This window comes from Klebsiella sp. GG_Kp146 (assembly GCF_040061975.1).
GTDB classification, from domain to species: domain Bacteria; phylum Pseudomonadota; class Gammaproteobacteria; order Enterobacterales; family Enterobacteriaceae; genus Klebsiella; species Klebsiella quasipneumoniae.
Map to the genome: position 1 here is coordinate 1 of NZ_JBEAHA010000022.1, position 24811 is coordinate 24811.

Genomic DNA, 24811 nt, shown 5'->3' on the forward strand with positions numbered 1-24811 from the left:
TGCCGGGTGGCGGCTGCGCCTTACCCGGCCTACCTGTCCGGGTCTGACTGCCAGTAGGCCCGCGCAAGCGCAGCGCCGCCGGGCAAGGACAGCGGGCACGGAGCCGATTTTGTGCCGGTTGGCGGCTGCGCTTTACCCGGCCTGGAGGGTTCGTGCGACCTGTCTTTGATTGACCCACTTGCGCGACTGAAACTGCCGGGGCTGGCCGGAGCCCGGGGGGACAGGGGGCGGCGGCGACGGGCCGCCCTCTGTGCGCACCCTGCGCCGTAAGAGACATAACGCAGAGGACCAACCGGGAGCGCAAACTACGCTGAAGCCGCAGATAACATAAAGGACTTCCCGCGGCGAAACCGTTGCACACCGCTTGCAGTCTCAATGGCTCAAGGTTCGGCCAACAGATTCCGCCATTACGCCGGGAAATCCCCCTGCTGGCGCGCCACCAGGGTCAGAATGGAATACAGCGCCACCGCCTGCTGGTGCTGGTTGAAAATCTCCACCGCCCATTCCACCACGCCGGTAGCTTTCTCCTCGGCGCTACGCTGACGTTTAACGGTTTTCCGCTTACAGGTCAGACGCACCTGGATGGTGTCTCCCGGCTTGACCGGTTCAATAAAGCGCAGGTTTTCCATGCCGTAGTTAGCGATAACCGGCCCGACGCCGGCATCGACGAACAGACCGGCCGCCGCGGAGATCAGGAAATAACCGTGGACCACGCGCTCGCCGAAAATCGAGTCGGCGGCGGCGATTTTGTCCATGTGGGCGTAGAAATGGTCGCCGCTCAGACAGGCGAAGTTAACGATATCCGCTTCGGTCAGGGTCCGCCGCGGGGTCAGCAAACTGTCGCCGGGCTGGATCTCTTCGAAATATTTGCGGAACGGGTGAATGCGGTCTTCGCTCACCTGGGCGCCGCGCACCCACTGCTGGCCAATGGTCGCTAGCATCGTCGGGCTGCCCTGGACGGCGGTGCGCTGCATATAGTGTTTCACCGAACGCAGTCCGCCGAGCTCTTCGCCGCCGCCGGCGCGGCCGGGGCCGCCGTGCACCAGCTGCGGCAGCGGCGAACCGTGGCCGGTTGACTCGACCGAGGATGCCTCGTTCAGTATCTGAATACGGCCATGGGCGCGGGCGGCGCCGAGGATAAACTCGCGCGCCAGTTCGCCGCTGGCGGTGACCAGCGTTCCCGCCAGGCTACCGCCGCCGGCACGAGCCAGCGCCAGGGCATGCTGGCGATCCTGGTAGGGCATCAGGGTCGCCACCGGACCAAAGGCTTCAATGGCGTGAACCGCCGGGGTTTCATCCGGCTGCGCGCAGTAGAGCAGCGTCGGCGGGAAAAAGGCCCCGGCCGCGCTGAGGTCCGCCTGTCCGCCAAGCAGCGCTTCGCAGCCGGCGGCAATCAGTTTATTGACGCTCTCCTGAACGTCCTGACGCTGCTCGTGATTAACCAGCGCCCCCATCTTAATCCCTTCCTGCGCCGGGTCGCCGACGGTCACTTTATGCAGGCGGGCGATCAGGGCATCGCTAACCGCATTGATCTGCGCCAACGGGACGATGATGCGGCGGATAGCGGTACATTTTTGCCCGGCTTTCGCCGTCATCTCGCGGACCACTTCCCGGATAAACAGCGCGAACTCCGGCTGCTCCGGCGTGACGTCTTCGCCTAACACACAGCAGTTGAGCGAATCCGCTTCCATGGTAAAGGGAATCGATTTGGCCACCAGGTTGGGGTGCGACCGCAGCTGCTGGCCGGTGGCGGCTGAGCCGGTAAAGGTCACCACGTCCTGGCTGTCGAGATGGTCGAGCAGATCGCCCGCGCCGCCGCAAATCAGGCTGATGGCGCCTTCCGGCACCAGGCCGCTGTCGACAATCGCCTTCACCATGGCCTGGGTGAGCTGGGCGGTGGCGGTGGCCGGTTTAACGATCGCCGGCATGCCGGCCAGCCAGGTGGGGGCCAGTTTTTCCAGCATTCCCCAGCAGGGGAAGTTGAAGGCGTTGATATGCACAGCGACGCCTGATTTCGAGGTCAGCACGTGACGCGCGGCAAAACCGCCCTGTTTAGAGAGCGGGATCAGCTCGTCTTCCGGCCACAGGATATCGTCCGGCAGTTCGCGACTACCGAGCCCGGCATAGGTGAAAAGGGTGCCGATGCCGCCTTCGATATCCACCCAGCTGTCGGCGCGGGTGGCGCCGGTTTGCGCGGAAATCGCGTAGAACTGGTCTTTCTGCTCCAGCAGATGTTTCGCTACCGCTTTTAACATCGCGCTGCGTTCAATAAAGGTCATGGCTTGCAGAGCCTGACCGCCGCGCTCAATTGCGAAGCGGCGCGCCTGCGCCATATCCAGGCCTTCGCTGGTCACCTCCCACAGCGCCGCGCCGGTGATGGCGTGATGGATAGTACGGGCGCGGCCCCGGCCGGTCTGCCAGGCGCCGGATAAGTAGCTGGCTAACTGCTGCATCGCGAATCTCCAAACATGTTACGTGTAATGTCTATAAATAGTTCTTTTATGAATCATAAAATGCAAGCTCGTATTTAATAAATTATTAACATTGTGATCGCGATGACGTTATGTTTTCGGCCTAATTAACTGTATTTGTTGTGGTTTACAAAAGGTTTTGCGGAGGTTATCACAAAAAGAGCAAACAAAATTTGTGGTTTTCTTTAACCAATATGTAACCTTCAATAAACAAAGTGATTCACATAAACGATTATGATGTGAATATCGGAATCATAAAGGTGATGACGTGACAGAAGAACAACGCTTTGACCAGCGCATCGCGCAGGAAACGGCCATCGAACCGCAGGACTGGATGCCGGATGCCTATCGTAAAACCCTGATCCGTCAGATTGGTCAGCATGCGCACTCGGAAATCGTCGGCATGCTGCCGGAAGGCAACTGGATCACCCGGGCGCCCACTCTGCGCCGCAAAGCGATCCTGCTGGCTAAAGTGCAGGATGAGGCCGGCCACGGGCTGTATCTCTATAGCGCCGCGGAAACTCTTGGCTGCGCGCGGGAAGATCTGTATCAGAAGATGCTCGACGGGCAGATGAAATACTCCTCCATTTTTAACTACCCGACGCTGAGCTGGGCCGATATCGGCGTGATCGGCTGGCTGGTCGATGGCGCGGCCATCGTCAACCAGGTGGCGCTGTGCCGGACGTCCTACGGCCCCTATGCCCGGGCGATGGTCAAAATCTGCAAAGAAGAGAGCTTTCACCAGCGCCAGGGATTCGAAGCCTGCATGGCGCTGGCGCAGGGTAATGACGCCCAGCGGCAGATGCTGCAGGACGCCATTAACCGCTTCTGGTGGCCGGCGCTGATGATGTTTGGCCCCAACGACGACAACTCGCCGAACAGCGCCCGCAGCATGACGTGGAAAATCAAACTGCACTCCAACGACGAGCTGCGTCAACGCTTCGTCGACAACACCGTGCCGCAGGTGGAGATCCTCGGCATGACCGTCCCGGACCCGGAGTTGCACTTTGATGAAGCCAGCGGCCACTACCGCTTCGGCGAGATCGACTGGCAGGAGTTTAACGAGGTGATTAGCGGCCGTGGCGTGTGCAACCACGAGCGGCTGGCCGCCAAGCGTAAGGCCTGGGAAGAGGGCGAGTGGGTACGCGAAGCCGCGCTGGCCCATGCGCAAAAACAGCAGGCCCGCAGCGCGGCATAAGGAGAGACAACATGAGCAAAGTTTACTGGCCGTTATATGAAGTGTTCGTTCGCAGCAAACAGGGGCTTTCCCATCGTCACGTCGGCAGCCTGCATGCCGCCGACGATCAAATGGCGCTGGAGAACGCCCGCGACGCCTACACCCGCCGCAGCGAAGGCTGCTCCATTTGGGTGGTGAAGGCCAGCGAAATCGTCGCCTCGCAGCCGGAAGCGCGCGGCGAATTCTTCGACCCGGCGGAAAGCAAAGTCTACCGTCATCCGACCTTCTATACCGTGCCGGACGGCATGGAACACATGTGAGGCGGCGATGAATAACCCCAATCCTGTAGCCGCCTACGCTCTGCGTCTTGGCGACAACGGCCTGGTGCTGGCACAGCGCTTAGGCGCCTGGTGCGGCCATGCCCCGGAGCTGGAGATCGATCTCGCATTGGCCAACATCGGCCTCGATCTGCTTGGCCAGGCGCGCAACTTTTTGAGCTATGCCGCCGAGCTTAACGGCTGCGGCGACGAAGATACCCTGGCCTTTGGCCGCGATGAGCGCCAGTTCAGCAACCTGCTGCTGGTGGAGCAGCCGAACGGCAATTTTGCCGACACCATCGCCCGCCAGTTCTTTATCGACGTCTGGCACGTCGCCCTGTACAGCCGGCTGGTGAACAGCCGCGACGCGCAGCTGGCGGCCATTGCCGCCAAAGGGCTGAAAGAGGTGCGCTACCACCAGCGCTTCAGCCGCGGCTGGCTGGAGCGTCTTGGTCACGGCACCGAGGTTTCAATTCGCAAAATGCAGCAGGCGGTCGACAATCTGTGGCGCTTCACCGGCGAACTGTTCCTTGCCGATGACCTGGAGCTCAGCCTGTCCGGGCAGGGCATTGCGGTTGATCCGCGCGAGCTTCAGGCCGAATGGCAAAGCACCGTGCATACCGCGCTGCTTGACTCAGGCTTATCGGTCCCGCAGGAAGCGGCCTTTCGCAGCGGCGGCAAACAGGGGCTGCACAGTGAACATCTCGGCCCGCTGCTGGCGGAGATGCAATATCTGCAGCGTTCTCATCCCGGCCTGCAGTGGTAAGGGAGGGGACGATGCAACGTTTAGATGACATCGCTCCCGCCGAGGTGCGCGCCATCTGGGGAGTGTTAAGCGCGATCCCGGACCCGGAAGTGCCGGTACTCACCATCACCGATCTCGGCATGGTGCGCAGCGTCGCGCGGCACGGCGACGGCTGGGTGATTGGCTTTACCCCGACTTATTCAGGGTGCCCGGCGACGGAGCATCTGCTGAGCGAGATCCGCGCGGTGATGAGCGAGCATGGTTATCTGCCGGTCCACATCGTCCTGCAGCTGGACCCGCCGTGGACCACCGACTGGATGAGCCAGGAGGCCCGCGAGCGCCTGCGCCAGTACGGCATCAGCCCGCCGCAGGGGCACGCCTGCCACGCGGAAATGCCCGCCGAGGTGAGCTGTCCGCGCTGCGGCAGCACCCGCACCTCGCTGATTAGCGAATTCGGTTCCACGGCCTGCAAAGCGCTCTATCGCTGCGACAGCTGCCGGGAACCCTTTGATTACTTTAAATGTATTTGAGGTTGCCATGACGACGTTCCATGCGCTTAAGGTCGCGAGAGTCGAGCCGGAAACCCGCGATGCGGTGACCATTACGTTTGCGATTCCGCAAGCCCTGCAGGCGGAGTACAGCTTTCGTCCGGGCCAACATCTGACGCTGAAAGCCCGACTGGGCGGTGAAGAGCTGCGCCGCTGTTACTCCATCTGCCGCAGCCCTACGCCGGGAGAGATCAGCGTCGCGGTCAAAGCCATCGACGGCGGGCGCTTCTCGCGCTTCGCCCAGCACGCTATCCAGCAGGGGATGGAGCTGGAGGTAATGGTGCCGCAGGGGCATTTCGGCTATCAGCCGCAGGCTGAACGGCAGGGCGACTATCTGGCGATCGCCGCCGGCTCCGGGATCACGCCGATGATGGCGATCGTTAGCGCCACCCTGGCCACCGAGCCGCACAGCCGCTTCACGCTGATCTACGGCAACCGCAGCAGCCACAGCATGATGTTCCGCCAGGCGCTGGCCGATTTAAAAGACCGCTATCCGCAGCGCCTGCAGGTGGTGCATCTGTTCAGCCAGGAGTCGATGGACAGCGATCTGCTGCAGGGGCGCATCGATGGCGACAAACTGCGCCAGCTCGCGGACCATCTGCTGGATTTCAGCCGTTTCGACGAGGCCTTTATCTGCGGCCCGGCGACGATGATGGATGAGGCGGAAACGACCCTGCGCGAGCTCGGCGTGCCGGAGCACGCCATTCATCTCGAACGCTTCAATACGCCGGGCGGCAGCGTTAAGCGCGCCGCCGGGGTGCAGGCGGAAGGGCGCACGGTAACCATCCGCCAGGACGGGCGCGATCGGCTGATCGCCCTCAGCGCCGAAGACGACAGCATTCTGGATGCCGCATTGCGCCAGGGGGCAGACCTGCCGTTTGCCTGCAAGGGCGGGGTGTGCGCCACCTGTAAATGCAAAGTGCTGCGCGGCGAAGTGGCGATGGCCGCCAACTATAGCCTCGAAGCGGATGAGCTGGCGGCGGGTTATGTGCTGAGCTGCCAGGCGCTGCCCACCAGCGGCGACGTGGTGGTCGACTTTGACGCGCGGGGGATGGCATGAGCGAGCTGCTGATCCACCGCCATGGCCGGGTGCTGCAGCTGACGCTCAACCGTCCGCAGGCCCGCAACGCGCTGAACAATGCCTTATTAACCCAGATTGCCGAGGTGCTGGAGGCCGCGGCCGCTGATAACCACGTCAGAGCCTGCGTCATCAGCGGTAACCCGCGCTTCTTTGCCGCCGGGGCCGACCTGAATGAGATGGCGGAGAAAGATCTCCCGGCGACCCTGGACGATATCCGCCCGCGGCTGTGGGCGCGTATCGATGCCTTCCCCAAACCGCTGATCGCCTCGGTCAACGGTTACGCCCTCGGCGCGGGCTGCGAGCTGGCCCTGCTGTGCGACCTGATTGTCGCCGGGGACAACGCCCGCTTTGGCCTGCCGGAAATTACCCTCGGCATCATGCCGGGCGCTGGCGGCACCCAGCGGCTGATCCGCAGCGTTGGCAAGGCGCTGGCCAGCCGGATGGTGCTGAGCGGCGAGAGTATTGACGCCCGTCAGGCGCAGCAGGCCGGACTGGTAAGCGATATCCATCCGGCGGCGTTAACCGATGAATATGCCCTGCAACTGGCGACCACCATCGCCCGCCACGCGCCGCTGGCGCTCCGGGCGGCGAAACAGTCGCTGCGCCTGTCGCAGGAGGTGAGCCTGCAGGCCGGTCTCCAGCAGGAGCGCCAGCTGTTCACCCTGCTGAGCGCCACCGAAGACCGCCGCGAAGGCATCGACGCCTTCTTACAAAAACGTACCCCGGACTTTAAAGGACGCTAATCGTGGAAGCTTTCATTCTCAGCGCAGTGGAACAGGGCGTCATGACCATTACCCTCAATCGCCCGGACCGCCTCAACAGTTTTAACGACCTGATGCATCAACAGCTGGCGGAATGCCTGAAGCAGGCCGAGCGCGACGACGGCGTGCGTTGCCTGCTGATCACCGGCGCCGGCCGCGGCTTTTGCGCCGGCCAGGATTTGAACGACCGCAACGTCGACCCCAGCGGCCCGCCGCCGGATCTCGGCCTGTCGGTGGAACGCTTTTACAACCCGTTAGTGCGTCGTCTGGCGGCGCTGCCGAAACCGGTGATTTGCGCGGTCAACGGCGTAGCCGCTGGCGCAGGGGCCACCCTGGCGCTGGGCTGCGATATCGTGCTGGCCGCGCGTTCGGCCAAGTTTGTGATGGCCTTCAGCAAGCTCGGGCTGGTGCCGGACTGCGGCGGCAGCTGGTTCCTGCCGCGGGTGGCCGGCCGCGCGCGCGCCATGGGGCTGGCGCTGCTGGGCGATAGCCTCAGCGCGGAACAGGCCACGCAGTGGGGGATGATCTGGCAGCTGGTGGATGATGCCGAACTGGCGGACACCAGTCTGCAGCTGGCGCGCCATCTGGCGGCTCAGCCGACGTTGGGTCTTGGGCTGATTAAAAAAGCGCTGCTGGCGGCGGAAACCAACGGTCTCGACGCGCAGCTGGACCTGGAGCGCGATTATCAACGCCTCGCCGGGCGCAGCGATGATTACCGCGAAGGGGTCAGCGCATTTCTGGCCAAACGGCCACCACAGTTCAGCGGGAAATAGATGATGACGACATCCATAGCCAACGTGGCGGTGATCGGCAGCGGCACCATGGGGGCCGGCATCGCCGAAGTGGCGGCTGCCGCCGGGCATCCGGTGCTGATTTACGACATCGATCATCAGGCCATCGCCCGGGCGATAGAGGGTATTGCCAGGCGGCTCGCCTCACGGGTCGAGCGCGGCAAACTGGCGTCAGAGCAGGCCGACTCGCTGCTGGCACGCCTGCATCCGGCCCACGATTTAGCCGCGCTGGCCGACGCAGATTTAGTGATCGAAGCGGCCTCTGAACGCCTGGAGGTAAAAACGGCGCTGTTCGCGCAGCTGGCGGCGATCTGCGCGCCGTCAACGTTGCTCACCAGCAACACCTCGTCGATTTCGATTACCGCCATCGCCGCCGGAGTGAAGCATCCCGAACGCGTCGCCGGGCTGCACTTCTTTAATCCGGCGCCGGTCATGAAGCTGGTGGAGGTCGTCAGCGGCCTGGCGACGTCTGCGGAAGTGGTGGAGCAGCTGTGCCAGTGCGTGGGCGGCTGGGGGAAGCGGCCGGTGCGCTGCCGCTCGACGCCCGGCTTTATCGTTAATCGCGTGGCGCGTCCATTCTACGCCGAAGCCTGGCGGGCGCTGGAGGAGCAGGTGGCCGCCCCGGAGGTTATCGATGCCGCTTTGCGTGACGGCGGCGGTTTCCCGATGGGGCCCCTGGCGCTGACGGACCTGATTGGCCAGGACGTCAACTTCGCCGTGACCTGCTCGGTATTTAACGCTTTCTGGCAGGACCGCCGCTACCTGCCATCGCTACTCCAGCAAGAGCTGGCGCTGGCCGGGCGGCTGGGCAAAAAGAGCGGCCATGGCGTCTATCGCTGGCCTGCGGAAGTCAGGACGGCGGCGGCGCTGCCGCCGGTTGCCCATGGCGCCCAATCCGTGATCACTATAAGTGACAGCGTCACCGAGCTGGACGAGCTGCTGTTGCTGGAGACCGAAGGCGAGACTGCCCTGGCGCTGAGCGTTAAGCATCGCCGTCCGGTAGTGGTGTATGACCTGTGCGCCAGCGATACGGTGGTGCTGGCCGCAGCGGCGACCAACGCGCCGGCGGCGACGGACAAAGCGGTGCACTACTTCCAGCAGCAGGGCAAGAACGTGCTGCGTATTGCCGATTATCCCGGCCTGCTGGTGTGGCGCACGGTGGCGATGCTGATTAACGAAGCGCTGGATGCACTACAGAAAGGGGTGGCCAGCGCACAGGATATCGATACCGCCATGCGTCTGGGCGTCAACTACCCGCAGGGCCCGCTGGCGTGGGGGGACAGCCTCGGCTGGCGCCGCGTGCTGCGCCTGCTGGAGAACCTGCACCACCATTATGGCGAGGAGCGCTATCGCCCCGGCTCCCTGTTGCGCCAGAAGGCGCTGATGGAGAAGCACCATGAGCAATGACGCCTGGCGCAACGCGCGCGCGATGTATGAAAAAGATACCTGCGCCAGAACGATGGGGATCGAACTCATCGAAATGGACGACGGTTTTGCGCAGATGACCATGACCGTCTCGCCGGACATGCTTAACGGCCATCAAACCTGCCACGGCGGTCAGCTATTTACCCTTGCCGATACCGCTTTCGCCTACGCCTGTAACAGCCAGGGGCTGGCGGCGGTGGCTTCGGCGGCCAGCATTGATTTTCTCCGCCCGGCGTTTGCCGGCGACCGGCTGGTCGCCACCGCCAGAGTCAAACAGCAGGGCAAGCTGACCGGGGTCTACGACATTGAAATTGTTAATCAACAGCAAAAAATTGTGGCCCTGTTTCGCGGCAAATCGCACCGCATCGGCGGCACAATCACAGGAGAAGTGTAATGCGCGAGGCCTTTATTTGTGACGGGATCCGCACGCCGATTGGCCGCTACGGCGGCGCGCTGGCCAGCGTGCGCGCCGACGACCTGGCGGCGATCCCGCTGCGTGCGCTGCTGAGCCGCAACCCCCGGCTTGACCCGACCGCGATCGATGATGTGATTTACGGCTGCGCGAATCAGGCGGGCGAAGATAACCGTAATGTGGCGCATATGGCGACGCTGCTGGCCGGCTACCCGCACACCGTGCCGGGTACCACCCTCAACCGCCTGTGCGGCTCCGGGCTGGACGCCGTCGGTTTTGCCGCCCGGGCGATCAAAGCCGGCGATGCCGATCTGCTGATCGCCGGCGGCGTGGAGTCGATGTCGCGCGCGCCGTTTGTGATGGGGAAGGCCAGCGCGCCGTATCAGCGTCAGGCGGAGCTGTTCGACACCACCATTGGCTGGCGTTTTGTGAACCCGCTCATGGCGCAACACTTCGGAACTGACAGCATGCCGGAAACCGCCGAGAATGTAGCCGAATTGTTAAATATCAGCCGCGCCGATCAGGATGCTTTCGCCTGGCGCAGCCAGCAGCGCACGGCGCAGGCCCAGCGCGACGGCATTCTGGCGCAGGAGATCGTGCCGGTGCAGGTTGTCGGCCGTAAAGGGGCGCTTAGCGACGTGCGCGAGGACGAGCATCCGCGACCGGAAACCACGCTTGAGCAGCTGGCGCAACTGAAAGCGCCGTTCCGTCAAGGCGGCGTCATTACCGCGGGCAATGCTTCCGGCGTCAACGACGGCGCCGCGGCGCTGATCATCGCCAGCGAACAGCAGGCCGCTAGCCAGGGGCTCACGCCGCGGGCGCGGATCGTGGCGATGGCGACGGCGGGCGTCGAGCCGCGCCTGATGGGACTGGGGCCGGTACCGGCGGTGCGTAAAGTGCTGGAGCGGGCGGGGCTCAATATTAACGATATGGATCTGATTGAGCTGAATGAGGCCTTCGCCGCCCAGGCGCTGGGGGTGCTCAGACAGCTCGGCGTGCCGGACGATGCGGCGCATGTGAATCCCAACGGCGGCGCCATCGCTTTAGGCCATCCGCTGGGCATGAGCGGCGTGCGTCTGGCGCTGACCGCCAGCCTTGAGCTGCAGCGCCGCGGCGGGCGCTATGCGTTGTGTACGATGTGTATTGGCGTGGGTCAGGGCATCGCCATGATCCTCGAGCGAGTGTGAGCTAATTTACCTGCGAGTACCCTACAATGATAACTACTACAAAATTAGATCCGATTGAAACCGCCTCGCGTGATGAGCTGCAGGCCCTGCAAACCCAGCGTCTGAAGTGGACGCTGAATCATGCGTATAACAATGTGCCAATGTATCGTCGTAAATTCGACGCCGCAGGCGTGCACCCTGACGACTTCCGCGAACTGAGCGACCTGACCAAATTCCCGTGCACCACCAAACAGGATCTGCGCGACAACTATCCCTTCGATACCTTCGCGGTGCCGATGGAGCAGGTGGTGCGCATTCATGCCTCATCTGGCACCACCGGCAAACCGACGGTGGTGGGTTATACGCAAAACGATATTGATAACTGGGCCAATATCGTCGCTCGTTCGCTGCGCGCCGCCGGCGGCACGGCGAAAGATAAAATTCACGTCGCCTACGGCTACGGCCTGTTTACCGGCGGCCTTGGCGCGCACTACGGCGCGGAACGCTTAGGCGCGACGGTGATCCCGATGTCCGGCGGACAGACCGAAAAACAGGCGCAGCTGATCCGCGATTTCCAGCCGGATATGATCATGGTGACGCCCTCATACTGTCTGAATCTGATTGAAGAGCTGGAGCGCCAGATGGCCGGCGATGCCCGCGGCTGTTCATTACGCGTCGGCGTCTTTGGCGCCGAGCCGTGGACCCTGGCGATGCGCGCGGAGATCGAGCGCCGGCTGGGGATCACCGCCCTGGATATTTACGGTCTGTCAGAGGTGATGGGCCCGGGGGTGGCGATGGAGTGTCTGGAAACCGTTGACGGCCCGACCATCTGGGAAGACCACTTCTTCCCGGAAATCGTTAACCCGGACGACGGCACGCCGCTGGCCGATGGCGAACACGGCGAACTGCTGTTCACCACGCTGACCAAAGAGGCGCTGCCGGTGATCCGCTATCGTACCCGCGATCTGACGCGCCTGCTGCCGGGCACCGCGCGCACCATGCGCCGTATGGACCGCATCAGCGGACGCAGCGACGATATGCTGATCATCCGCGGGGTTAACGTCTTCCCGTCGCAGCTGGAAGAAGAGATCCTTAAGTTTGAACACCTGGCGCCGCACTACCAGCTGGAGGTGAATCGCCGCGGCCATCTCGATTCGCTGGCGGTGCGCGTGGAGCTGAAAGAGAGCGGGCTGGCCCTGAGTCACGAGCAGCGCTGCCAGATTTGTCACCAGCTGCGCCACCGCATTAAGTCGATGGTCGGGATCTCCACCGATATCACCATCGTCAACTGCGGCAGCATTCCGCGCTCTGAAGGCAAAGCCTGTCGCGTATTCGACCTGCGTAAAGCGGTGGTCAGCGGTTAATTCTCTCCCAGATAACCCGGCTGAGGCCTTTACGCCGTAGGCCGGGAATTTCCTGTGCTATGATTCATAAAGGAAAAATATAACAACAGAATGAATCAGATGAGTAAACTCGACGCCTTTATTCAACAAGCGGTGACGGCGACGCCGATCAGCGGCACGTCATTAATCGCCTCGCTGTATGGCGACGCCTTATTACAACGCGGTGGGGAAGTGTGGCTGGGCAGCGTCGCGGCGCTGCTGGAAGGATTAGGCTTCGGCGAGCGTTTCGTCCGCACCGCGCTGTTTCGCCTCAATAAAGAGGAGTGGCTCGATGTCGTCCGTATCGGCCGCCGCAGCTTCTATCGTCTGAGCGACAAAGGGCTGCGCCTGACCCGACGCGCGGAACATAAAATTTATCGCGCGAACGCTCCGGAATGGGACGGCACCTGGCTGCTGCTGCTTTCGGAAGGCCTGGAGAAAAATGTGCTGGCCGACGTCAAAAAGCAGCTGCTGTGGCAGGGGTTTGGCGCGCTGGCGCCGAGCCTGTTAGCCTCGCCGTCGCAAAAGCTGGCGGATGTCCAGTCGCTGCTCCATGAAGCGGGGGTCGCCGAAAACGTCATCTGTTTTGAAGCCCACTCGCCGCTGGCGCTCTCCCGGGCGGCGCTGCGCAGCCGGGTGGAGGAGTGCTGGCATCTCACCGAACAAAACGAGATGTATGAGGCCTTTATCTCGTTATTCCGGCCGTTACTACCGCTGCTGCGCGACTGCGACCCCGCGGAGTTAACGCCGGAACGCAGCTTTCAGATCCAGCTCCTGCTGATTCATTTCTATCGCCGGGTGGTGCTCAAAGATCCGCTGCTGCCGGAAGAGCTGCTGCCGGCGCACTGGGCGGGGCAAACCGCCCGCCAGCTGTGTATCAATATTTACCAACGGGTGAGTCCCGGCGCGCTGGCGTTCGTCAGCGAGAAAGGTGAAAGCTCGGTCGGCGAGCTTCCCGCGCCGGGCCCGCTCTATTATCAGCGCTTTGGCGGTTTGCCGGGCGCATAAGGAGGTTGCATGCCGATTTATCAGATTGATGGACTGACCCCGGTGGTGCCGGAGGAGAGTTACGTCCACCCGACCGCGGTGTTGATTGGCGACGTGATCCTCGGCAAAGGGGTCTATGTTGGGCCCAACGCCAGCCTGCGCGGCGATTTTGGCCGCATCGTGGTCAAAGACGGGGCCAATATTCAGGACAACTGCGTGATGCACGGCTTCCCCGGCCAGGATACGGTGGTGGAAGAGGACGGACATATCGGCCACGGCGCTATTCTGCACGGCTGCGTGATTGGCCGCAACGCGCTGGTGGGGATGAGCGCGGTGATTATCGACGGGGCGACCATCGGCGAAAACAGCATTGTCGGCGCCTCGGCCTTTGTCAAAGCCAACGCCGAGATGCCCGCTAACCATCTGATCATCGGCAGCCCGGCAAAAGCGATTCGCGTCCTGAGCGAACAGGAGCTGGCGTGGAAAAAGCATGGCACCCGTGAATACCAGGTGCTGGTGGAACGCTGTAAGCAGACGCTGCATCAGGTTGAGCCATTACGGGAAGTGGAAGAGGGGCGTAAGCGGCTGGAGTTTGATGAAAACCTGCGGCCAAAAACGCAGCGCTAACTTTCCAGGGCAACCCGGAGGGGCTCAGTGGATTAGTGCTCAGCCAGTTCGCGAAAGAACGCCGGGTTGGCCTGGATAACCGCCAGTACTTTTGCTGCCAGGCCTGTCGGGTTGCGCCGCCTGGACTCCCAACTTTTGATAGTATCCACGCTGGTACCCAGCGCTTTTGCCATTTCCGCCTGCGAAACATTAAGCTGCGTGCGGATGGCTTTCACATCAGCAACTTCATAACGCGTCGCTCGGGCTGGGGCCTTGTAGCCGTCTTTGATCTCAACAGCCTCTTCCAGGGACGCTTTAAGCTCGTCGAAGTAACCCATTTCAAACCTCATTTTTTAGTCGCCGGGTCAGTTTCCTGAGTTCGTTTTTTTCCGCTGCGCTCAGGCTCTCTTTGGTGTGCTTCGGGTAGGCTAAGACGAGATAGATAATCTCGCGGGTTGCCAGAAAATAAATCACCCGCACGCCGCCGCTTTTTCCCTGTGAGCCTGTCGCCATTCTTATTTTCCGTAACCCGCCGGTATCCTGGATAAGATCGCCGAAATCCGGATTGCCTATGAGTTGCCTCTGCAGTGCCCTCAGATCTTCATCGCTGGCCAGCTGTTTTATCTGGCGGGTAAATAGCGACGTTTCGATAAATTCAATGGCATGACACACGAAAACGCTCCTTGCTAAGGTACCATGTACACCATCGAGTGTACATAGTACGCACTCCTGTTTTTGACCATGACAACGGTTGCCGTCAGCGACCGGGAGTGAGCCAGATTCGCGCGGCGACAGCCATGGTACAGACTGGTGGCTTAAGGCGTTGGAATGATGTGTGAATTTACGAGGCGGCTCGTAAAAGGGCGATGGGCGAGGGGGAAAAAACACTCCCACCGGGCGGCGGGAGTGGAAATATTAGGCTGCAACCACGCTGTCGATGGCCGCTTTCGCGTCAGACTGCGCTTTGGCCGCGACTTCCGGGCCGTAAGCGATACCTTCGGCGAACACGAAGTTCACGTCGGTGATGCCGATAAAGCCGAGGAAGGTGGACAGGTACGGGGTGACCAGGTCGGTCGGGGTATCTTTATGGATACCGCCGCGGCTGGTCACGACGACCGCGCGTTTACCGGTCACCAGACCTTCCGGCCCTTTTTCGGTGTAGCGGAAGGTCACGCCGGCGCGAGCCACCAGGTCAAAATAGTTTTTCAACTGCGTCGGAATGTTGAAGTTGTACATCGGCGCAGCGATAACAATCACATCATTGCCTTTCAGTTCGGCGATCAGCTCGTCGGAAAGGGCCAGCGCTTCCTGCTGACGCGGCGTCAGCGGCGCGTCGCTCGGACGCAGGGCGCCAACCAGTTCACCATCCAGAACCGGGATCGGATTAGCGGCCAGGTCACGCACGGTGATCTCGTCGCCCGGGTGTTTTTCCTGCCATTGTTCAACAAAATAGTCGGAAAGCTGACCAGATTGTGAGTACCCTGCCAGAATACTGGATTTCAGAACTAATACTTTGCTCATGGGTGTTTCCTTTTTTAATGTGATTGACGGGTCAGTGCCCTGGTGCTTGATGACACTGTATTCACAATCGCGCCACAGAGATAGCGCAATATATCGAATCCTATGTTCAGATTTTTTGAACAAGGCACGGATGACACAGATGTGGTACTCTAAGGCAATACTTCAAAAGAGATTTTCCCGGCAGAGCTCTGCCCGATAACGCTATGACAGAACAACAAAAAATCACCTTCCCCCAGCTTTATCAACAGCTCGACGGCCTGATGCTGCGCGACAAAACGCGCTTTGCCCGCCGTCTGCACGGCGTGAAGAAGGTTAAAAATCCTGAATCGCAACAGGCCATCCTCCAGGAGATGGCGCAGGAGATAAGCCAGGCAGCCGGTAAAGTCCTGCTGCGCGAAGCGGCGCGCCCGGCCATCACCTATCCGGAAAACCTGCCGGTTAGCCAGAAAAAACAAGAAATTCTCGAGGCGGTACGCGATCACCAGGTGGTGATTGTCGCCGGGGAGACCGGTTCGGGTAAAACCACCCAGCTGCCAAAAATCTGCATGGAGCTGGGCCGCGGGCTGAAAGGGCTGATCGGCCATACCCAGCCGCGTCGTCTGGCCGCGCGAACCGTCGCCAACCGTATCGCCGAGGAGCTACAAACGGAGCCGGGCGGTTGTATCGGCTATAAGGTCCGCTTTAGCGATCACGTCAGCGACAACACCATGGTCAAGCTGATGACCGACGGTATTCTGCTGGCGGAGATCCAGCAGGATCGCCTGCTGATGCAGTATGACACCATCATTATCGATGAAGCGCACGAGCGCAGCCTGAACATCGACTTCCTGCTCGGCTATCTGAAAGAGCTGCTGCCGCGCCGTCCTGACCTGAAAATCATCATCACCTCGGCGACCATCGACCCGGAACGTTTCTCAAAGCATTTCAATAATGCGCCGATTATCGAAGTCTCCGGGCGGACTTACCCGGTGGAAGTGCGCTACCGGCCGATAGTGGAAGAGGCGGACGATACCGAGCGCGATCAGCTGCAGGCGATCTTTGATGCCGTCGACGAGCTGGGGCGCGAAGGGCCAGGGGATATTCTGATCTTTATGAGCGGCGAGCGGGAGATTCGCGATACCGCCGATGCGCTGAATAAGCTGGATCTGCGCCATACCGAAGTGCTGCCGCTGTACGCTCGCTTGTCCAACAGCGAGCAGAACCGCGTCTTCCAGCCGCACAGCGGACGGCGCATCGTGCTGGCGACCAACGTGGCGGAAACCTCGCTGACCGTGCCGGGCATCAAGTACGTTATCGATCCCGGTACCGCGCGTATCAGCCGCTACAGCTACCGCACCAAGGTGCAGCGCCTGCCGATCGAGCCGGTTTCCCAGGCCTCCGCCAACCAGCGTAAAGGCCGCTGCGGCCGCGTCTCGGAAGGGATCTGTATTCGTCTTTATTCAGAAGACGATTTCCTGTCGCGCCCGGAATTTACCGACCCGGAAATTCTGCGCACCAACCTGGCGTCGGTCATCCTGCAGATGACCGCCCTGGGCTTAGGCGATATCGCCGCCTTCCCGTTCGTTGAAGCGCCAGATAAGCGCAACATTCAGGACGGCGTGCGCCTGCTGGAAGAGCTGGGCGCGATCACCACCGATGAGCAGGCCACCGCCTATAAGCTAACGCCGATGGGCCGCCAGCTCAGCCAGCTGCCGGTGGACCCGCGCCTGGCGCGGATGGTGCTGGAGGCGCAGAAGCACGGCTGCGTGCGGGAAGCGATGATCATCACCTCCGCGCTGTCGATTCAGGATCCGCGCGAGCGGCCGATGGATAAGCAGCAGGCCTCCGACGAAAAGCACCGCCGCTTTCACGATAAAGAGTCTGATTTCCTCGCCTTCGTCAATCTGTGGAACTACCTCGGCGAGCAGCAGAAGGCGCTGTCGTCGAATCAGTTCCGCCGCCAGTGCCGGGTCGATTTTCTGAACTATTTGCGCGTGCGCGAGTGGCAGGATATCTACACCCAGCTGCGTCAGGTGGTGAAAGAGCTTGGCCTGCCGATCAACAGCGAACCGGCGGAATACCGCGAGATCCATACTGCGCTGCTGACCGGTCTGCTGTCGCACATCGGCATGAAGGATGCCGATAAACAGGAGTTTACCGGCGCGCGGAACGCCCGCTTCTCCATCTTCCCGGGGTCCGGTCTGTTTAAAAAGCCGCCGAAGTGGACGATGGTGGCGGAACTGGTGGAAACCAGCCGCCTGTGGGGCCGCATTGCCGCCCGCATTGAGCCGGAGTGGGTGGAGCCGGTCGCGCAGCACCTGATCAAACGCTCATACAGTGAGCCGCACTGGGAGCGGGCGCAGGGCGCGGTGATGGCGACGGAAAAGGTCACCGTCTATGGCCTGCCGATCGTTGGCGCGCGTAAGGTCAACTACAGCCAGATCGACCCGGCGCTGTGCCGCGAGCTGTTTATCCGCCACGCGCTGGTGGAGGGTGACTGGCAAACGCGCCACGCCTTCTTCCGGGAGAACCTGAAGCTGCGGGCGGAAATCGAAGAGCTGGAGCATAAGTCGCGCCGCCGCGACATTCTGGTGGATGACGAGACCCTGTTCGAATTCTACGACCAGCGCATCAGTCACGACGTCATCTCCGCCCGGCATTTTGACGCCTGGTGGAAGCAGGCCAGCCGCGACACCCCGGATCTGCTCAACTTTGAGAAGAGCATGCTGATTAAGGAAGGGGCGGAGCAGGTCAGCAAACTGGACTATCCGAACTTCTGGCACCAGGGCAATCTGAAGCTGCGTCTGACCTATCAGTTCGAGCCGGGCGCCGACGCCGACGGCGTGACGGTGCATATTCCGCTGCCGCTGCTTAATCAGGTGGAGGAGGCCGGGTTTGAATGGCAGATCCCCGGTCTGCGCCGGGAGCTGATTATCGCCCTGATAAAATCGCTGCCGAAGCCGGTGCGGCGCAATTTCGTCCCGGCGCCCAACTATGCTGAAGCGTTTCTTGGCCGGGCGACGCCGCTGGAGCTGCCGCTGCTCGACTCCCTCGAGCGCGAACTGCGGCGGATGACCGGCGTGACCATCGACCGCGAAGCCTGGCAGTGGGATCAGGTGCCCGATCACCTGAAAATCACTTTCCGGGTGGTGGACGATAAAAACAAGAAGCTGCAGGAAGGGCGCTCGCTGCAGGCGCTGAAAGAGGCGCTGAAGGGCAAAGTTCAGGAGACGCTGTCGGCGGTCGCTGATGACGGCATCGAGCAGAGCGGGCTGCATATCTGGAGCTTTGGCACCCTGGCGGAGAGTTACGAACAGAAGCGCGGCAACTATAAGGTAAAAGCCTGGCCGGCGCTGGTGGACGAGCGCGACAGCGTGGCCATCAAGCTGTTTGATAATCCACAGGAACAGCAGCAGGCCATGTGGCGCGGTCTGCGTCGCCTGCTGCTGCTTAACATTCCGTCGCCGATTAAGTATCTGCACGAGAAGCTGCCGAACAAAGCCAAGCTCGGGCTCTATTTTAACCCGTACGGCAAAGTGCTGGATCTGATTGACGACTGCATCTCCTGCGGCGTTGATAAGCTTATCGACGAGGCGGGCGGGCCGGTGTGGACGGAAGAGGGCTTTAGCCAGCTGCATGATAAAGTTCGCGCCGAGCTCAACGAGACGGTCGTGGAGATCGCCAAACAGGTCGAGCAGATCCTCACCGCGGTGTTCAATATCAACAAACGGCTGAAAGGCCGGGTGGATATGACCATGGCGCTGGGGCTGTCGGACATCAAAGCGCAGATGGCGGGGCTGGTTTACCGCGGCTTTGTCACCGGCAACGGCTTCCGTCGTCTTGGCGATACGCTGCGCTATCTGCAGGCGATTGAAAAGCGTCTGGAGAAGATGGCTATCGATCCGCACCGCGACCGCGCGCAGATGCTGAAAATCGAGAGCGTGCAGCAGGCGTGGCAGCAGTGGCTGAATAAGCTGCCGCCGAACCGCCGTGAGGACGACGATGTCCGGGAGATCCGCTGGATGATCGAGGAGCTGCGGGTGAGCTTCTTCGCCCAGCAGCTGGGGACCCCGTACCCTATCTCGGACAAACGCGTGCTGCAGGCGATGGAGCAGATTACGCCGTAACCTGGCCGGTTGTCCCCGGTGGCGCTGCGCTTACCGGGGCGCCGGGCCAGGCGTCCACGCTTAAGCGTTGACCCACGCCAGGGTAAAGCCGTCCCAGCCTTTCGTGCCCACGGTTTGCAGCGCCGTTGCCGTCAACCGTGGCTCGGCGCCCATCATCTCAATGAACTGACGCACGCCCTGAACGCGCTCGTCGGCGCTCTGTGGGTTGACCACTTCGCCGTCGCGTACCACGTTATCGCCAATAATTAAGGTTCCCGGGCGGGAATAACGTAGCGCCCAGCGCAGATAATGGGGATTATTCGGCTTATCGGCATCGATGAAGATCAGGTCGAAAGCGGGACATTCGCCAAGCGCCTCCAGGGACTGTAGCGCGGGCCCCTCCCGCAGCGTGACCCGCTGGTCAACACCCGCCAGTTGCAGATTCTCCCGCGCCACGCGGGCATGATGCGCGTCGGCCTCCAGGGTGAGGAGTTGGCCGTCGGCAGGAAGCTCGCGCGCCATCCAGATGGTGCTATAGCCGCCGAGGGTGCCGATCTCCAGGATCCGCTTAGCCTGGGTAAGCCGTACCAGCAGGGCGAGAAACTGACCCTGATTGGCGGCGACATCGTGTGCCGGGAGCCCGGCACGATGGTTGTTTTCCAGTACCCGATCGAGCATAGGATCGCTGGGAATTAAGGCCTCAATCAAATAATTGTCTACTGCAGACCACTGTTGTTGCATATGACGCTTCCCCATTTAGCTCCCTGATGAGTCAGACCAGCCGCCTCCCAGCGCCCGGTATAGATCGATCTGCGCCAGCAGCAGGTTATTCTTCACCTGTACCACGCTAAGCTGGGTGGAGAACAGCGTTCGCTGGGCATCAAGCACATCCAGATACGAAGAGTAGCCGTTACGGTAGCGGTTCTGCGCAATGCGCAATGTTTCTTCCGCCACCGCCTCCTGCCCCTGCAGTTCGGTCAGCTGTTCGCCGTAGCGGCTAATGGCGTCCAGGCTGTCATTGACCTCTTTAAACGCGCCGCGCACCGTTTTCTCATAGCTGTACAGCGCCTGGTTGCGCTGGGCCATCGAGACATCCACCTGGGCATTTAACGCCTGGCGGTTAAGCAGCGGCGCCAGGATGCTACCGCCAATGCTCCAGAGTCGCAGCGGGTTGTCCAGCAGATCCGGCAGCGTCCGATCCTGCAGGCTGCCGGTGGCGGTCAGGTTGATAGACGGCAGCAGCTGCGCCTGGGACGAGGCCAGGGTGGCATCGGCGGCGACCAGCTGACGCTGGGCCTGTACGATATCCGGGCGGCGGTTGAGCAAGGTGGACGGCAGCTGCGAGGGCAGACGCAGCGGGGTGAGCCCGGCGAATTCGCCGCGTTTTATCGCGCCGGGGTTATCCCCCAGCAGCACGCTGAGGGCGTTTTCCTGCTGCGCAATCTGGTGCTGCAGCGGCGGGATCTGCGCCCGCGTGGAGCGCAGCTCCGAATCCGCCTGCATCAGCTCAAGGCGCGAGGTATACCCGGTTTCATACTGACGTTTGGCCAGGCGCCAGGCGTCTTCCCGCGCCTGGAGCGTCTGCTGCGTGACCCGCAGTTGCTCATCCAGCGACAGCAGCGTCACGTAGCCCACGGCCACCGAGGCGGCGACGCTCAAATTGGCCGCGTCGGCAGCGGCTTTCTGCGCCTCGAGGCTGGCCCCGGCGGCGCTGGCCGCGCTGCGGTTCGCGCCCCAGATATCGACATCATAGCTGGCGGTCAGGCCGCCTTTATACACCGTACTGTGGATCGGCAGGCCGGTGGCGGCGGACTGCGCGCGGGCGCGGGTGCCGGTCAGGCTGGCATCCAGCGAGGGGAAAAGAGTGCTGTCGGCGGCATACGCCCGCGCCTGATACTCATTCACCCGCTCGCGGGCGATCAGCACATCGCTGTTATAGCGCAGCGCCCGGTCGACATACTGATTCAGCGCGCTGTCATGAAAATTGCGCCACCATACGCCTTCCACCGGGCTGGCAGGGCCAACGTCGGCCCGCCAGGCGGCAGGGATGGCGAGCGTCGGCTGGGCGCGCTGCACATCGGCGGACTGACAGCCGACCAGCGCCAGGACGATGGCAAGGGTGACCGGGCGGATCATGGCTGCTTCTCCGCGCGGGTATCAATGGTCACCTGCACCGACATGCCGGGGCGCAGGCGCTCGCTGTTGCGTTGCCCCTCGTTAACCGTGATGCGTACCGGGATGCGCTGGGCGATCTTGACGAAGTTGCCGGTGGCGTTGTCCGGCGAAATGGCGCTGAACTCCACCCCGGTCGCCGGGGAGATACTCTGCACCTTGCCGTGGAAGGTCTCGCCGTTGAGCGCGTCAACGGTGAAGGTAACCGGCTGGCCGATACGCACATCGGCCAGCTGGGTCTCTTTCAGGTTGGCGATCACCCAGTGCTGCGGCGGCACCAGCGAAGTCAGATGGGTTCCGGCGCTGACGTAAGCGCCAAGACGCACCGAAATCTGCCCCAGCTGGCCGCCGGTGGGGGCGATGATCTGCGTATTCTGCAGGTCAATCTGCGCCAGCTCGAGGGCGGCTTTGGCGCTGGCCACGTCGGCCTCCAGTGAATCGCGATTGACGATGGTCGATTCGCGGTCCTGGCGCGACATCTCCAGCGCCGCTTTCGCCTGTTCAATATCCGCTGCCCCCTGGGCGGCGCTGGCGCGGGCGGAATCCCGCTCGCGGATCGACAGCGATCCATCGGCGGTCAGCTCCTGCACCCGTTTTAAATCAGCCTGGATTTTCAGATTCTGCGCGCGGGCGTTCTGCAGCGCGGCTTCATTTTTGGCGATCGTCGCCTCGGCGCTTTTGCGCTGCTGCAGGTTGTTGCGCAGCGCCGCCTCCTTCATCGCCAGGGTGGCCTGGGCCTGGTGCACCCGCTGCTTATAGATGCGATCGTCTATCTGGAACAGCACCTCGCCCGGCTGAACGATGGCGAAATCCTTGACGTTGACGGCAGTGATGTAGCCGTTGACCTGCGGACTGATAAAGGTGGTCTGCCCGCGCACGTAGGCGTTGTCGGTAAACTGGCTATGACGGGTGAACGGCGGCAGTTGCCAGGCATAGAGGATCACCAGTACGCCGACGAGGCCTATCGCCGCGGCGGTAAAAATGGAAACCACGCGAATGTTGTTCCGGGTGTTGGCCTGTTGTTTGGCCGCATCCTGCTGACTCATAACGACTCCAGAGATGAAATGATGATAATTATTTGCTGCCGGTGGCGCGTTTTAAGGCGATACGGGCGGTCAGTCGTAAGCGAATTAAGCGCCAGAAAACCCACACTAACGTCCCGGCGGAGATCGCCGCCGTCAGCAGATAGGTGTCATTCCAGGCGAGAATATTGGCCTGCAGCGTCGCGGCGTTTTGCAGCAGGGTGGTGGCCTGAACGTTAAGCAGCGTGCTGTCGCCGATCTGGCTCTGGTACATCTGGCTGTACTGCTGCAGCCGCTCGACGATCGGCGGGTTGAGCGTGGTGATCTGGTCCGCCAGCTGGCTGGAGTGAAATTTCTCCCGCCAGGTCTGGAAGGTGCCGAGTATCGCCGACCCCAGCAGACCGCCGATGTTCTGGCTCATGCCGAACAGCACCGAGAAGCTGACCAGGTTGCGCGGATCGGCGAACACCCCGCCAATACCGGCGAGCATCGCCGGCGCCAGAAAGAAGGCGCTGCCGAAGCCAAGCAAAAACTGGCTGAACATCAGCTGTTCCGGACGGGTGAGGGCGTTGGACTGGCTGTCGAGCAGCGAGGCCACCATGATCAGCGCCAGGGCGGTGGCGGTCGGCCAGTAGAGCTTCTGCGGGTTAAGCGTCAGGCAGCTGGCGATGATCCCGCACAGAATGCCGGCGAAAATTGACCACGCAAGGTTGGTCATCTGTTCGTTTTGCAGGCCAACGTACTGCAGCCAGCCGATCACCCCGGTATTCTGCTCCGCCAGCACGATGCGGATCAGCAGCATAATCAGACCCAGGCGCAGGATACTGCCGCTGGAGAGCCATTTGGTATTGAGCAGAGGATTGCTGCGGTTATGCTCAAAGGCGATGGCGGCGACGATCAGCACCACCGCCGCGGCCAGCGACCAGCCGATCCACGGCGCTTCGAACCACCACTCGAGCCGCCCCAGCGAGAGCACCGCGCAGACCAGCGCCATGCCGGGGGCCAGCAGGAAGAAGGTAATAAAATCCTTCTTCTCGAACACCTTTTTACGATCGCTCGGCGGCAGCTTCAGGGCGATGACGCAGGCCAGCGACACCAGCGCCAGCCCCAGCTCAAAGAAGTAGAGCCCGCGCCATTCATCGATCTGCAGCAGCTCGCTGGAAAAGAGGCGCGCCAGCGGAATGGCCAGCGACGAGCCGGTGATACCGATAGTCAGCCCTTTCAGGCGGTGGCGTGCGGGCCAGGCCTGCACCTGATAGTAGATCCCCAGCGAGCTGAGCGCCGCGGCCACCATGCCGTGGGCGGCGCGGACCATCAGCGCCGAGCTGAGATCGTTGACGAACAGGTGGAAGAAGGTGACCAGCACATAGAGCACCAGAAAGCCTTCGGTAAAGGCGCGCAGCCCGAACTGCTGACGAAATTTCACCAGCAGCAGGTTAATGGAGACGTTGGTCATGACATACACCGCCGGCAGCCAGGCGATCTCCGTCGACCAGGCGGCGAAGGTGCCCTGCAGCAGCTGCAGATTGGCGGTGACCACCGCGTTGCCCAGCGCGCCGGTGAGGCACACCAGCAGTCCGACCACCCCGTAGGCCAGGCGCTTCGCCGGGCTGTGCAGCGGCGTCGATGGCGAGCCGAGCAGGGCCGGTTTTTCATGCGGCGCCCAGTCATGAGGGACGTAGGGGTTACTCTGGCGACGGGGCATTATTTCTTCTCCACTTCGCGCAACAGCTTTTCCAGCACCCGCTGAGTTTGTTCCCGCTCCTGCGGCGTGATCGCCGTCAGGATCTCTTCACGCAGATCGTCCGCCACCGTTTTGACCTGCTCGAAGAGGGCCTGCCCCTGGTCGGTGACCACCAGCAGCCGCTTGCGTTTATCGCGGTCGGTGGTGACGCGCTCCACCAGACCGAGGGCCACCAGGCGGTTGATCAGCGGCACAATGGTTGGGCTCTCCACTCCCAGCTCCTGCGCCAGTTCGCTTTGCGACAGCGGCTGGTGGTGGCGGGCGATGGCGGCGACCGCCACCCAGCTGGCCTGGCTGAGGCCGAGGTTTTTCAGCCGACGATTAACCGCCAGCCGCCAGTGATGGGCGGTCAGATATAAAAGATGGGAGAAGCTAAGCTGTCGATGGTCCATAGGTCG

23 protein-coding genes are annotated in these 24811 nt (G+C 61.9%); 14 read left to right on the top strand and 9 right to left on the bottom strand.

Translation table 11 applies throughout. The features are described from left to right. Positions 1 to 407 precede the first annotated feature (407 nt). Positions 408 to 2453 carry a phenylacetic acid degradation bifunctional protein PaaZ gene (paaZ, locus tag ABLU95_RS19975; RefSeq protein ID WP_050534148.1) on the bottom strand — a complete coding sequence of 682 codons (2046 nt, stop codon included), beginning with the start codon at positions 2451 to 2453 and terminating at the stop codon, positions 408 to 410. Positions 2454 to 2739: 286 nt separating this feature from the next. Between paaZ and paaA the strand changes: the two genes are divergently transcribed. The 13 genes from paaA to paaY all read left to right on the top strand — a co-directional run bounded on the left by paaA (position 2740) and on the right by paaY (position 13890). Continuing rightward, positions 2740 to 3669 (top strand): 1,2-phenylacetyl-CoA epoxidase subunit PaaA, encoded by a 930-nt coding sequence (gene paaA / locus ABLU95_RS19980; RefSeq protein WP_218810132.1) that lies wholly within the window; start codon positions 2740 to 2742, stop codon positions 3667 to 3669. Between the two features lie 11 nt (positions 3670 to 3680). Then, on the top strand, positions 3681 to 3968 hold the full coding sequence (gene paaB / locus ABLU95_RS19985; protein WP_023289451.1) for a 1,2-phenylacetyl-CoA epoxidase subunit PaaB: 288 nt from the start codon (positions 3681 to 3683) through the stop codon (positions 3966 to 3968). Positions 3969 to 3975: 7 nt separating this feature from the next. Further along, complete coding sequence (paaC, locus tag ABLU95_RS19990) at positions 3976 to 4731, top strand: 1,2-phenylacetyl-CoA epoxidase subunit PaaC (RefSeq protein WP_348880288.1); 756 nt, start codon at positions 3976 to 3978, stop codon at positions 4729 to 4731. 11 nt (positions 4732 to 4742) lie between these two features. After that, positions 4743 to 5240 carry a 1,2-phenylacetyl-CoA epoxidase subunit PaaD gene (gene paaD, locus ABLU95_RS19995; protein WP_023289453.1) on the top strand — a complete coding sequence of 166 codons (498 nt, stop codon included), beginning with the start codon at positions 4743 to 4745 and terminating at the stop codon, positions 5238 to 5240. Between the two features lie 7 nt (positions 5241 to 5247). Next, entirely contained in the window at positions 5248 to 6318 is a 1071-nt protein-coding gene (gene paaE / locus ABLU95_RS20000) for a 1,2-phenylacetyl-CoA epoxidase subunit PaaE (RefSeq protein WP_241516101.1), read from the top strand. Further along, a complete protein-coding gene (gene paaF / locus ABLU95_RS20005) occupies positions 6315 to 7082 on the top strand; it encodes a 2,3-dehydroadipyl-CoA hydratase PaaF (protein WP_086075393.1) in 768 nt (255 codons plus the stop codon). The genes paaE and paaF overlap by 4 nt, the downstream gene beginning before the upstream one ends. Positions 7083 to 7084: 2 nt before the next feature. After that, the gene (gene paaG / locus ABLU95_RS20010) at positions 7085 to 7873 is read left to right on the top strand and encodes a 2-(1,2-epoxy-1,2-dihydrophenyl)acetyl-CoA isomerase PaaG (RefSeq protein WP_348880291.1); all 789 of its coding nucleotides are present in this window, start codon (positions 7085 to 7087) and stop codon (positions 7871 to 7873) included. After that, on the top strand, positions 7874 to 9298 hold the full coding sequence (locus ABLU95_RS20015) for a 3-hydroxyacyl-CoA dehydrogenase (RefSeq protein ID WP_348880292.1): 1425 nt from the start codon (positions 7874 to 7876) through the stop codon (positions 9296 to 9298). After that, positions 9288 to 9710, top strand: coding sequence for a hydroxyphenylacetyl-CoA thioesterase PaaI (gene paaI / locus ABLU95_RS20020; RefSeq protein ID WP_023289458.1), 423 nt, complete (start codon positions 9288 to 9290; stop codon positions 9708 to 9710). The genes ABLU95_RS20015 and paaI overlap by 11 nt, the downstream gene beginning before the upstream one ends. Beyond that, positions 9710 to 10915 carry a 3-oxoadipyl-CoA thiolase gene (gene pcaF, locus ABLU95_RS20025; RefSeq protein ID WP_348880294.1) on the top strand — a complete coding sequence of 402 codons (1206 nt, stop codon included), beginning with the start codon at positions 9710 to 9712 and terminating at the stop codon, positions 10913 to 10915. The genes paaI and pcaF overlap by 1 nt, the downstream gene beginning before the upstream one ends. Before the next feature lie 26 nt (positions 10916 to 10941). Further along, positions 10942 to 12258: a phenylacetate--CoA ligase PaaK gene (gene paaK, locus ABLU95_RS20030; protein ID WP_023289460.1), complete on the top strand. Its 1317-nt coding sequence runs from the start codon at positions 10942 to 10944 to the stop codon at positions 12256 to 12258. 99 nt (positions 12259 to 12357) lie between these two features. Next, entirely contained in the window at positions 12358 to 13284 is a 927-nt protein-coding gene (gene paaX, locus ABLU95_RS20035) for a phenylacetic acid degradation operon negative regulatory protein PaaX (RefSeq protein ID WP_072199087.1), read from the top strand. Positions 13285 to 13293: 9 nt separating this feature from the next. Further along, complete coding sequence (gene paaY, locus ABLU95_RS20040; protein WP_032452657.1) at positions 13294 to 13890, top strand: phenylacetic acid degradation protein PaaY; 597 nt, start codon at positions 13294 to 13296, stop codon at positions 13888 to 13890. A gap of 32 nt (positions 13891 to 13922) precedes the next feature. Here paaY and nadS read toward each other — a convergent pair whose 3' ends face one another. From nadS to azoR, 3 genes are all read right to left on the bottom strand, one after another. Further along, positions 13923 to 14207: a NadS family protein gene (gene nadS / locus ABLU95_RS20045; RefSeq protein WP_032452658.1), complete on the bottom strand. Its 285-nt coding sequence runs from the start codon at positions 14205 to 14207 to the stop codon at positions 13923 to 13925. A gap of 1 nt (position 14208) precedes the next feature. Beyond that, entirely contained in the window at positions 14209 to 14541 is a 333-nt protein-coding gene (locus ABLU95_RS20050; RefSeq protein WP_008805112.1) for a type II toxin-antitoxin system RelE/ParE family toxin, read from the bottom strand. Positions 14542 to 14784: 243 nt separating this feature from the next. Then, complete coding sequence (gene azoR / locus ABLU95_RS20055; RefSeq protein ID WP_002902889.1) at positions 14785 to 15390, bottom strand: FMN-dependent NADH-azoreductase; 606 nt, start codon at positions 15388 to 15390, stop codon at positions 14785 to 14787. 203 nt (positions 15391 to 15593) lie between these two features. On the opposite strand from azoR, the gene hrpA reads away from it, so the two are divergent. Further along, positions 15594 to 19496 (top strand): ATP-dependent RNA helicase HrpA, encoded by a 3903-nt coding sequence (gene hrpA / locus ABLU95_RS20060; RefSeq protein ID WP_048334923.1) that lies wholly within the window; start codon positions 15594 to 15596, stop codon positions 19494 to 19496. Between the two features lie 60 nt (positions 19497 to 19556). Here the strand turns inward: hrpA and ABLU95_RS20065 are convergent, their stop codons facing one another. From ABLU95_RS20065 to ABLU95_RS20085, 5 genes are read right to left on the bottom strand one after another with little or no spacing between them, the layout of a single operon-like run. Then, a complete protein-coding gene (locus ABLU95_RS20065) occupies positions 19557 to 20231 on the bottom strand; it encodes an O-methyltransferase (RefSeq protein ID WP_072199069.1) in 675 nt (224 codons plus the stop codon). Continuing rightward, the gene (locus ABLU95_RS20070; RefSeq protein WP_086075397.1) at positions 20232 to 21611 is read right to left on the bottom strand and encodes an efflux transporter outer membrane subunit; all 1380 of its coding nucleotides are present in this window, start codon (positions 21609 to 21611) and stop codon (positions 20232 to 20234) included. Continuing rightward, a complete protein-coding gene (locus ABLU95_RS20075; protein ID WP_032452665.1) occupies positions 21608 to 22693 on the bottom strand; it encodes an HlyD family secretion protein in 1086 nt (361 codons plus the stop codon). The genes ABLU95_RS20070 and ABLU95_RS20075 overlap by 4 nt, the downstream gene beginning before the upstream one ends. Before the next feature lie 28 nt (positions 22694 to 22721). Next, on the bottom strand, positions 22722 to 24374 hold the full coding sequence (locus ABLU95_RS20080; protein WP_348880300.1) for an MFS transporter: 1653 nt from the start codon (positions 24372 to 24374) through the stop codon (positions 22722 to 22724). Further along, positions 24374 to 24805, bottom strand: a complete 432-nt coding sequence (locus tag ABLU95_RS20085; protein WP_048297412.1) for a MarR family transcriptional regulator — start codon at positions 24803 to 24805, stop codon at positions 24374 to 24376. Before ABLU95_RS20085 ends, ABLU95_RS20080 begins: the two co-directional genes overlap by 1 nt. Between the last annotated feature and the right edge of the window lie 6 nt (positions 24806 to 24811).

Coding starts and splice junctions, on each gene's coding strand:
- paaZ (WP_050534148.1), bottom strand. CDS start 2,453: ATGCAGCAGTTAGCCAGCTACTTATCCGGCGCCTGGCAGACCGGCCGG.
- paaB (WP_023289451.1), top strand. CDS start 3,681: ATGAGCAAAGTTTACTGGCCGTTATATGAAGTGTTCGTTCGCAGCAAA.
- paaC (WP_348880288.1), top strand. CDS start 3,976: ATGAATAACCCCAATCCTGTAGCCGCCTACGCTCTGCGTCTTGGCGAC.
- paaD (WP_023289453.1), top strand. CDS start 4,743: ATGCAACGTTTAGATGACATCGCTCCCGCCGAGGTGCGCGCCATCTGG.
- paaE (WP_241516101.1), top strand. CDS start 5,248: ATGACGACGTTCCATGCGCTTAAGGTCGCGAGAGTCGAGCCGGAAACC.
- paaF (WP_086075393.1), top strand. CDS start 6,315: ATGAGCGAGCTGCTGATCCACCGCCATGGCCGGGTGCTGCAGCTGACG.
- ABLU95_RS20015 (WP_348880292.1), top strand. CDS start 7,874: ATGATGACGACATCCATAGCCAACGTGGCGGTGATCGGCAGCGGCACC.
- paaI (WP_023289458.1), top strand. CDS start 9,288: ATGAGCAATGACGCCTGGCGCAACGCGCGCGCGATGTATGAAAAAGAT.
- pcaF (WP_348880294.1), top strand. CDS start 9,710: ATGCGCGAGGCCTTTATTTGTGACGGGATCCGCACGCCGATTGGCCGC.
- paaK (WP_023289460.1), top strand. CDS start 10,942: ATGATAACTACTACAAAATTAGATCCGATTGAAACCGCCTCGCGTGAT.
- paaX (WP_072199087.1), top strand. CDS start 12,358: ATGAGTAAACTCGACGCCTTTATTCAACAAGCGGTGACGGCGACGCCG.
- paaY (WP_032452657.1), top strand. CDS start 13,294: ATGCCGATTTATCAGATTGATGGACTGACCCCGGTGGTGCCGGAGGAG.
- nadS (WP_032452658.1), bottom strand. CDS start 14,207: ATGGGTTACTTCGACGAGCTTAAAGCGTCCCTGGAAGAGGCTGTTGAG.
- azoR (WP_002902889.1), bottom strand. CDS start 15,390: ATGAGCAAAGTATTAGTTCTGAAATCCAGTATTCTGGCAGGGTACTCA.
- hrpA (WP_048334923.1), top strand. CDS start 15,594: ATGACAGAACAACAAAAAATCACCTTCCCCCAGCTTTATCAACAGCTC.
- ABLU95_RS20065 (WP_072199069.1), bottom strand. CDS start 20,231: ATGGGGAAGCGTCATATGCAACAACAGTGGTCTGCAGTAGACAATTAT.
- ABLU95_RS20070 (WP_086075397.1), bottom strand. CDS start 21,611: ATGATCCGCCCGGTCACCCTTGCCATCGTCCTGGCGCTGGTCGGCTGT.
- ABLU95_RS20075 (WP_032452665.1), bottom strand. CDS start 22,693: ATGAGTCAGCAGGATGCGGCCAAACAACAGGCCAACACCCGGAACAAC.
- ABLU95_RS20080 (WP_348880300.1), bottom strand. CDS start 24,374: ATGCCCCGTCGCCAGAGTAACCCCTACGTCCCTCATGACTGGGCGCCG.
- ABLU95_RS20085 (WP_048297412.1), bottom strand. CDS start 24,805: ATGGACCATCGACAGCTTAGCTTCTCCCATCTTTTATATCTGACCGCC.